The sequence below is a fragment of the Acetitomaculum ruminis DSM 5522 genome, assembly GCF_900112085.1.
Classification (GTDB): Bacteria; Bacillota; Clostridia; order Lachnospirales; family Lachnospiraceae; genus Acetitomaculum; species Acetitomaculum ruminis.
The window spans coordinates 1-9423 of record NZ_FOJY01000032.1; the positions used below are offsets into that span (position 1 = coordinate 1).

The 9423-nt window shown below is 36.2% G+C and carries 11 protein-coding genes and 1 pseudogene; all 12 read right to left on the bottom strand.

Features of this window, described 5'->3' with window-relative positions; genetic code table 11:
* Window positions 1-356 precede the first annotated feature (356 nt).
* Window positions 357-557 carry a hypothetical protein gene (locus tag BM153_RS13065; RefSeq protein WP_092874890.1) on the bottom strand — a complete coding sequence of 67 codons (201 nt, stop codon included), beginning with the start codon at window positions 555-557 and terminating at the stop codon, window positions 357-359.
* 38 nt (window positions 558-595) lie between these two features.
* On the bottom strand, window positions 596-943 hold the full coding sequence (locus BM153_RS13070) for a hypothetical protein (protein WP_092874893.1): 348 nt from the start codon (window positions 941-943) through the stop codon (window positions 596-598).
* 255 nt (window positions 944-1198) lie between these two features.
* Window positions 1199-2200, bottom strand: coding sequence for a nucleotidyl transferase AbiEii/AbiGii toxin family protein (locus tag BM153_RS13075; RefSeq protein ID WP_092874896.1), 1002 nt, complete (start codon window positions 2198-2200; stop codon window positions 1199-1201).
* Window positions 2201-2202: 2 nt separating this feature from the next.
* Entirely contained in the window at window positions 2203-2805 is a 603-nt protein-coding gene (locus BM153_RS13080; protein ID WP_074650657.1) for a DUF6088 family protein, read from the bottom strand.
* A 445-nt stretch (window positions 2806-3250) separates the two neighbouring features.
* Entirely contained in the window at window positions 3251-3475 is a 225-nt protein-coding gene (locus tag BM153_RS13085) for a tyrosine-type recombinase/integrase (protein WP_330392167.1), read from the bottom strand.
* Window positions 3468-4379 carry a nucleotidyl transferase AbiEii/AbiGii toxin family protein gene (locus BM153_RS13090; protein ID WP_092874899.1) on the bottom strand — a complete coding sequence of 304 codons (912 nt, stop codon included), beginning with the start codon at window positions 4377-4379 and terminating at the stop codon, window positions 3468-3470. Before BM153_RS13090 ends, BM153_RS13085 begins: the two co-directional genes overlap by 8 nt.
* Window positions 4360-4986: a DUF6088 family protein gene (locus tag BM153_RS13095; RefSeq protein WP_092874902.1), complete on the bottom strand. Its 627-nt coding sequence runs from the start codon at window positions 4984-4986 to the stop codon at window positions 4360-4362. The genes BM153_RS13090 and BM153_RS13095 overlap by 20 nt, the downstream gene beginning before the upstream one ends.
* 297 nt (window positions 4987-5283) lie before the next feature.
* Window positions 5284-6207 (bottom strand): Abi family protein, encoded by a 924-nt coding sequence (locus tag BM153_RS13100; RefSeq protein WP_092874905.1) that lies wholly within the window; start codon window positions 6205-6207, stop codon window positions 5284-5286.
* 9 nt (window positions 6208-6216) lie between these two features.
* A pseudogene (locus BM153_RS13105) lies at window positions 6217-6624 on the bottom strand (N-6 DNA methylase); the annotation flags it as partial.
* 42 nt (window positions 6625-6666) lie between these two features.
* Window positions 6667-6855 (bottom strand): MerR family transcriptional regulator, encoded by a 189-nt coding sequence (locus tag BM153_RS13110; protein WP_092874908.1) that lies wholly within the window; start codon window positions 6853-6855, stop codon window positions 6667-6669.
* A gap of 40 nt (window positions 6856-6895) precedes the next feature.
* On the bottom strand, window positions 6896-7960 hold the full coding sequence (locus BM153_RS13115; protein ID WP_092874911.1) for a Fic family protein: 1065 nt from the start codon (window positions 7958-7960) through the stop codon (window positions 6896-6898).
* Window positions 7961-8790: 830 nt separating this feature from the next.
* Window positions 8791-9423: transposase (locus BM153_RS13120; protein ID WP_143088317.1), on the bottom strand; the 633-nt coding region annotated here is incomplete at its 5' end.

Below are 9423 nucleotides of genomic sequence, written 5' to 3' on the forward strand. Positions count from 1 at the left end.
CAGAGCATTTCACGCAGACCTCCCTAGGTACCACACGTTTCTTCCTCTCCATCCATCTGCCTCATTTATCATGCATGATTCCGTGTAGTTATGGGGCTTCGACTTGTACCGCAGCCTTACCCTCATGCATAACCTCATATGAGATTTCTGTTCGTCAGACCAGAGATTTGCCCGTGAGTTAGTATGTTCCTCACATCCAGCTTCCTTCAGATTCCGTCTTGCGGCGGACACCCTTGCTTTCGGCTATATCCTTCCCACTACCGGGCGGATTCGGGACTTTAACCCGTTAGAAACGTGCGCCGCTAGGCGCACAGTACAATAATAGCGGCCACAGATTTCTCTGTAGCCGCTAATTATTATTTTTCAGTATGTTCTGTCTCTTTCTTTTCTTCTTTCATGATTTCATAGCTTTTAACTGAGAAATATCCTATAAGAAGAAATCCTGCAATAGCTGCGAGGACATTTAGTCCACTTGGGAAAATGTGAGCGATACCACATAATAATATCCCCAAAATAAATAAAGTAAGTAACTTCTGCTGCTCTTTTGAAAATTTCATTTTTATATCCTCCAATGTTGGTTGTTTTCGTTTAAAGTTTATTTGAATAGCATGATGAGTACTGCGGCTATGCCGCCACATACTACAGCAGCTATAACACCTGACAAAATAGTCGACAATGCTTTCTGATAAGGTCTTTTCGCCTCTTCTCTTATCTGTTCTTCTTTAGAAAGCGTCTCTCCTTTTGTAAAGGCTATAATCTCTTTGTAAGTCTGAACATTATATTCCTTTTTGTACTTCTCGATTCTTGTTGCAAAATACATTATGCAGGCAAACAGCACTACAAATGGTATGAAAAACCAAAATCCAGTAAAAAAAGCCAGTACTGGGGTTGTAATAAGAATGGCTATAATGGATATTACCATTCCTATCGCATAGGTATTCATCTTGTTAATTTTTTATATATCTCCTTCTAAAAAGCTTGATTTTAAGCCATTTCTTACATTTTCCTAAATAATTTTGTGCCAATTTTGTTACAAATAGGTTCCAAAACAAATCGTTTAAAGTCGAAAATTCGGCGTATTTATAGACTTTTCTTACAATTGAATTGCTGGAACTCAATTGTAACAAAGCTGGGACAAAACCTCAATTATAGTATCACATTCCATGGAATATCTCCAGCCTAGAAATATCCCATAATCTTAACTTAACGCATGTACTTCAGTCTCAAACTTCTTCAAGCAATCTATAACATCATCAAAATAAGGATATTCCCCATAAATCATTTTTTTCATTGCCATATAATCAGATTTTACATCATCCATAATATATTCCGCGGGAATCAATGAAATCTCCTTGAGTGTAGCAGTTTCATAATGAGCACTCTTAGCATAGTAAAACTTTTGCTTAAAAATGACATCCTTCTCCAATAATTCTTTTCGAGCAAACGCTTGCTCTTTCACTGGACTACTAGTCATACAATAAACATCATACAAATGTCTCGCATACCTTGGGGGCAAATTTTTATTTGCCGGAAAATTCGCCATCTTATGCAGTATGGTTAGTTTCTCCCAAAACGTTCTCTCAACATCGATTGTAAGAATCTCCGTCACTTTTCTATTAAACAATTGTGGGTACTTCTCAGATACAAAAGATTGAATATCTGTAACATGTGATGGAAGCCACTCAGCCAATGGTCCAATCTCTAATCTCACCTTATCTCTAAGATATTCCACCTCAAACAATTGTGGATAATAGAAATTGATAACCATTTCATCATTTTCATCTACAGCTATCCATTGACCTTTTCCTAAAACTTCTTCCAGCTCACGGTTTAAGCAAGGCACTAAATCAGACGCATAAAATTCTGCTGCTTTTGCATTTACCAATTTATTATACTGATCTTGTTTCGTCTTACTTCTATCGTTCCATGGATTTTCTTCAGTCGAAACAATCTTTCGCCAATCAAAAATAATATCTATATCCTCTGAAAAACGTTCAATAACATGATACGCTTTAGAAAGACTTGTACCACCCTTGAATACAAATGCATCTTTGTACTTACACTTATGAAATAAGTGGTTAAGCATAAAACAAACCCAAAAATCTTTTTCTACTATATCCGTTCTGAGTCCCATTGACAGAGAAACAGCTTGAAATACTTCCCTCTTTTCTTCACCTGATAATTTCAAAAACCGATTCATTACTATTCGCACACCCTTCTTACTACGTCAAAAATCCAAGCAGCCGAGTCAGTTGTTTCTTTTAACAACATGCTCTTTTCTTCAGCATTTAGCTTATTTTTAAGAACAGCTACTATATTCTCATCAATATTATTCTTACCAAGAGTTTTCAGGGCTTCAACTACCATAATGGAAACCGGTGACATAAACGATATCTCACGGTTTGTCTTATGTTTAAATGACAACGTAATGTTATCCCACGAAAATTCTCTATACGGGCCATCACTTACATAGGTCCAAACAACCGGAACCTGTGTGGACAATCCCAGTTTGTTCAATGCTATATCTCCACATGGGGAAATAGTCCAATGATACTTTTGAGCTATCGCATTTGCAACCTTTTCCGGATCCGCAGGCAAATATTCTTGAATGACCTTGCTAAATCTTGGTTTTTCATATGTGCCATCCATTACACGACGTATATTACCCTCTTCTACCTGACGCCCCAAACATTTACGAATGGTAGGTAACGATGCCATATCCTTAAAATCTGTCGTAAAAAAGACTTCACCAGCTTCATATGACGCTATTCTATTTTTAATTTTATCGTATATTTTCTCAGCCATACAGCTCTCCTTTTGTCACGATTATTATACAACTATCGTGACAAATATACAATATTCTGTTTTCATTTATTTATCGACCTAGGGGATTCTATAGCTTCTAAACTATAACTATAATCAATTTGTCACTTCAGTTTTTTTCGACCGGGCACCACGATGGTGCCCGATATTATCATTTCAAAAACGGGCACCATTTCGGGCACCATTTTTGAATGAATTATATAAATCTATAACAAATTATATGGGAGTTGATATTCCAGATAGCCCAGTGTTTATGCGGGTTTTAAAGACTTTTATAAAGATTTATGGAGATTCATGAAAACAGGTTTCCTACAACGATTCCTAGTTTCATAATGTTTTATATCTCCTTAAATTTCCTTGAATTTACGCGGTTTCTGCGATTTGCTAATCTGACCGAGTGCCACCAAGTGCCATTTCGCATCAAGTTTTATATGACTTTTAACGCATCTGCCACGAGATTTATTTCTCTTAATTTTTCATCTTCCGTAATATGTACGTATAGATTCATTGTAATTCCGATATTTGAATGACCAAGAATTTGCTGCCATGTCTTGGGTTTCATACCCGCTTCAATGCATCTTGTAGCAAATGTATGTCTTAAGACATGCATTGAAAACCTTGGAATATTTGCCCTGTCACAATATTTATACAAACATCTTAGAATGAATTATTTTATCAATTACTCCTATCGCCTCATCGTAGTCAACTCTCTCTTTTTGGAAGTACGACGTTATTTCCTCATAGTCTTTTTCATATATTCTCTTATCGACTATCTCCTGAAGGTTTTCATTTATATCTATTCCAGCTTCGGCTGCTGGACACATCTTCGGCATCTTTAATCTCTCAGTTCTTACATCTTCAACGAGATGTTTAAAACTATCATCAAATGTTATTTGAGGCAATAGCATATAAAGATCGTAAATATGTCTAGAATGCTTATTCAAGTCATCTTTTATGTAGTAATCGCAAAGTGCAAACACCTTATCGATAAATGTTCTCTCTATGCTCTGAAGTGTCATAGTAAAAGGCTCTAACTCATACTCTCTTATAAAATCTATGTTATCCGCTTTAAGTACTTGATAAATATAGCTATCTACTTCCATCTCAACAGTTGGAAACGATATTGACCCTAAAACTACTTCCATCTTAACACCTTCAATAAGGCTCTCAGGGACATATCCTTCTATCGGAGAATACTTAAACGTATAGCAGTTGTAATCTCTCCGACTTCTTGTTTTATCCCAATCAATTATCGGTAGGTCCAAATATTCGCTAATTCCGGCTATAACTTGGTTCTTTAACTTTTGGCGTTCTCCCTGTGATAATTTATCTGAAAATGTTATATCTATATCCTCAGAAAATCTATTAATCGCATGATGGCATTTTGATAATGAAGTTCCACCCTTAAAGACGCAACCAGGCGCCTTTAGCGCTAACTGTTTCAGAATCATCGTAACATAATAATCCTTTTCGACAATAGATACCGGCACTCCTAATTCATTAGAAACAGCATTTAAAACAGCTTCAAATTGTTCTCTATCCTTGTGTAATAGCATATACTACTCCTGTCTCATAAAGATTCTTATATACCTTCGTCGGGTACAAACTAATATATGTATCAATAAGTTCTTTTGTAATCTTTTCATCCTTAATGAGTTTCTCTAACTTATCAAGAATATTCTCTGAACTTCCATCCAGATATTTATCTATATCACTAAGAAAATCCAAAAACTGTAATGTATATACATTTTCTTCTGTAACTTCAGCCTTAGGCTTACGAATAATAAATTTCTGTCCCTTAATATTAATCTCTCTTACCTTGGCACTAGCCTCATTCGTAACAATTTCCTGAACATAAGGTACCTGTAATGAAAGACCTATCTGATTAGCAAAAGTATATCCCGAATAGTATCCTCGTACTTTTCCTCTTCGATTAACATATCTACTTCTAGCCACGGCACTAGCAGATATCGGAGTCAAACCCTTCAGCTTCAATTTACCTGGCAAATAATAAACCCCCGCCTCATATCTGCAAAGTTTTCCGGAATCACATAATTCCTTCAGCTTTGGACGAAGAGAATTTCCCACCATATCTATATCAATATCTGCAGTGAAGATTGGTTCATATGGTTTAAAATTTTCAATCAAATATCCGTATAACATAAATATACCCCCTTCACAACGTTTTTTCACTTCATTAGTACATTTCTGTTACAGTTATAATAACACTTTTTAACCATCAAAGTCAATAAGCGTTATGAAGTTATCTACAAGATATAGATTCCTCATATAGCTTTCATAACTTCTGGTCCAAACTGGAGCCAGAAGTTATGAAAGCATCAAGGTAAAAAATTAGAGCCATATCGCATTTCTGCAATACCGCTCCGCAAAAGCACACGCTTTTTCTTTGTGTTTGTATTTTATTGTTTTCCGGATCCTCTGTCAAGTACCAAGCCTCAATTATTTTTTCAGAAAACCAAAAGCAGATCTAATCATATCAAGGCCTTGATAATAATCAGCATGCTTATCCATCCTATCCGTCAAATCCTTTAACTTAGCTTTTCCTTTGTTCAATACCCCCGCACTTGTTACTATGTTACGATGAACATACAGTAAAGTAACTATCTGCTGAATCCTTGCATTACTCATCTTCGACTTACGTGTATTTTTAGAAATGCCTTTAATAGCAGATAAAGACTTCATAACATCATTACTGGTATTATATTTTGCACTATTCGGTGTTAAATCATTTAATACACAATTACTGTGTGCAGAAGCATTCCTAATCTCTTTGCATGCCATTAACTGATACCATGTATTTTGCATTTTCTTATCCTTATATCGATCAGTGCAAAACCTATAAAAAGATAACAACTGGCCAAACGGAACAATCTCAATAAAAGCCCATATTGGATAAGCCTCTTTATGTTTGTTTATAATGGCTCCACAGTATATGCTATTTACATTTCTCTCTATCTCAGCCTTGGCACGACTTCTTTTATCATCATCTAATGAATCAAAATAATCCTTTATAATAGCGTATCCATCTTCATTATGAGCCTCAGCTCCCCTCATAAGCTGAAGCTTCGCATGGTGTTCAATATCCAATGCCAAATGAACGACGGTATATCTCAAGGTCATATCTATAATTGCCAAATCTTTTAAATATGCAAACTCTAAATCGATATACTGTCCTTCGAATTCTCCCGCTGGATGCTTTGGATAATTTTTTCTAAATGCAGCTAACTTGAAATAGTTATTATTATTCTCCAAGTAATTAATTGCTTCTTTTTCAGAAACAAGATTAAATTTGATTCCCTTGGATTTCATATGATCTATCAGCTGCTCAGCCGATTTCAATTTTTTCTTAGTCTTTTCCGTCATTTTTTCATCCTATTTTAACTGTTCTTTTAAATTTTCAAAGCTTTCCAACGCACTTTGAAGATTTTCGATAATATCATCAGCCAATACATTTGGTGATGGAAGGTTATCCAAATCCGCAAGGGATTTATCCTTTATCCAAAAGATATCAAGACTTGTTTTGTCTCTTTCCAAAATGTCTTCAACAGCAAACTTACGGAAACGTCCTTCAGGATTATCTTCGCTATATGTTTCCTTACGGTCAAAACGATTCTCAGGATTATAACATTTAATGAAATCCTCTAAATCAGCATCAGTCATCGGATTCTGCTTCAATGTGAAGTGGATATTAGTTCTAAAATCATAAATCCACACTTCCTTTGTCTGTTTCTCGGCACTCGCAGGCTTCTTATCAAAGAAAATAACATTAGCCTTAACTCCTGGCTTATAGAAACTTGGATTGTGGACTCACTGAGTCCACAATCATTTCTTATCCTGCCCAATTTTACGGACTCTTCTCGGATCTTCCGGTTTCTTCGCATCTTTCGGAATCAGCCACATTCTTCCCATGAGAAAAGCTCCTTCAATTCGTCCTTCTTTACAATATATTGCTACTCTTCTTTGAGACACATTCCATTTCTTTGCACATTCTGCCGATGTTAGATAATCCATGCTTTATCCTCCGTAATCCGGTTAAATACATTTGTTTATATTACTTCTTTTCTAATATGATCCATTCACCTTTTTTATTTGAGCCAATTCGTTTCAGTACGCCCTTTTCAACCATAGACTGCAGGCACCGCTTAATTGTTGAATCCGAGCAATCTAAACGAGCTGCCATCTCTTTTCGTGTTAAGCCAGTTTCTTCTCGTAACAACTCTATAATTTTAAGCTCACGTCCATCTAATTTTATCGGGTCATTTCTTGGGTCATCGTGACCCAAGAAATATTTACCACTAACATGCATTTCTCTATTGTGAAGCTCGTGTTTCTCATTCAGCAAAAGATTCCTTAAAAACATTTCAAGGAACTCTGTCGTCTCATAAATACCATTCTTTATGTTATTATAATTTGCCCTAACCAAAGCATTTCGAAAATACCAAGAGTGTTCCGCAAACAAATCATTTTCCGCATCAAATCCAAGCATGCGAAGATACTTTATTAAAAACACAGCTGTCGTTCTGGTATTGCCTTCCTCGAACACATGGAGTTGCCAAAGTCTGGAAATAAAAACTGCTAAATGATGAATCACCTCATCCATTGTTAAACCGTTATAGCGAAAATCCCTTTCCTGTGAAAAATCATAATCCAGCGTTTCTCGAAGTTCAGTAGCTCCACCATAAGAAACTGTATCTCCATCAAGAACCCATTCCTTTTTTGTAATATTATAATCTCTGATTTTTCCTGCATGGGAATAAATACCAAGGAACAGCTCTCGATGAATCGATAAATATTGTGTAGGTGAAAACGTAAATGCCTTTTCAGATAAGATTTTTGCAATTCTTGCAGACACCTTATCTGCCTCTTCTGTACGCGTCTCCACCTCAGAACGACCGTCTTTACTCTCGTAATAACTATTAATCAAGTCTCCGGCCTCATCTACAGAGATTTCACCATTAATGTTCTTTTTTGCAGTCTCGTACAAGTATTCAGATGGTTTTAATCCATCAACATCCTGCAACCCAATTGCAGCCTGCCAAGCTTGTCCAAGTTCTTTTCTTGTAGGAGGAAGATTTTTTATATATTCCTCAAATGGATCTTTTTTTATATCCTTCATATCAAACCTCTATAATCCAATCAAAACTCATCTATTTAATTATATTCTATGATGCGAACACTTTCAATGTGATAGCTTACCATTTTCATGATTTGCTCTTTATAATTGTGCCAACACTGTCGGCATAATCCACGATAAAAATTTATACGGTAAAGCGGACATTCGGAATCCGCTTCGCTACTTCCTCATGAACGCAGTGGCACTTTGTGCCACCTGTCAGAAGGGGCTTTAAACCCTTCTGACACTAGTAAGCTTATACCCCCGCTTAAAGCTTACGCTTTTGAAGCGGGGGATTGCTTACACTGCGTTCAAACAACTAACAACCCCACCAGACCGTGTCAATCTACAGCACATCTTCCCTGCTTTTGACACGACCCGATGGGGTTGTTTATTGGTAGCCAAGCACACTTAAGGATAAGTGTTCCTTAAGTTTTATGTCGTATCCCCCACATTACTCAAAATTGATATTGTTACTTTTACACGAAAAATCATTAGGCTAAAAGTGGGTGTATTTAATAATGACTCTATTAGAACACTGTTTCATGCCCATTAACTAATCTATCTTTTAATTCTTCCATCGTTATTCCTATCATAATTTCACTCCCTTAAACAAATTCTTATGATGTTAGCATCTAATTAGGCGTGTCACGTTCTGGATACAGAGCTTTTCTTAATCGAAAAGTCTCCCCTTCAAAACAACGCAAAGTAAATGTCCTTTGTATTTTTCTTTAATCCATCTAGTGAACTACCCACCACCTAAAGGTAATGGGCTTCGTAGAGCCATTCGGCTCTTTTTAAGAAGTTTGATATTTAAGTTTCCACCTGAAAATTCAGGCAACCCTTATTCTTACAGGCGTGTCCACATCGCCTCTACCGTATAGGATACTAAGATCCACAACGCTACTTTTACGCATGATGTTTAACGCTCCGTTAACATCGGCATTTAACAGTTTTCCATCAGATGTTTTATATAGCCCACGATGAATTCTGTTACCACTGAAAGCATATTCTTTGGGATTATCATTATTATAGACAGGAATGATATCCTTGTCCCAAAAACTTGCTTTTGAGGTATAGGATTCCTCTTGCTCTATGTAGACAATACCGTTAAGCTCACACAGATAAGACAGCTTATCACGCAGATGACCGTATGGAATATTTACAAAGTTCTGATTATTCTGTTTACCGATATGACTGTTTCTCTGAAAAGTCACGTTATAGCCTGCTATCAGAGTTCCTATGTCATTGGTTATGCAGTAATCTATAATAATACGTGCAGCTTTGTTCATATAATCATTAACTTTGTTATTACGGTCACGGGCTATAGCTTTTTGACGGTTAGTGGTCTTTTTACCAAAATGCTGTTTATCTTTAATAGACTGCAGACGTGCATTTTCTTTATTAAACCACTGATTTATAGACTTTAAGCGTCTTCCGTCTATGATGAATGATTTACCTGTGTT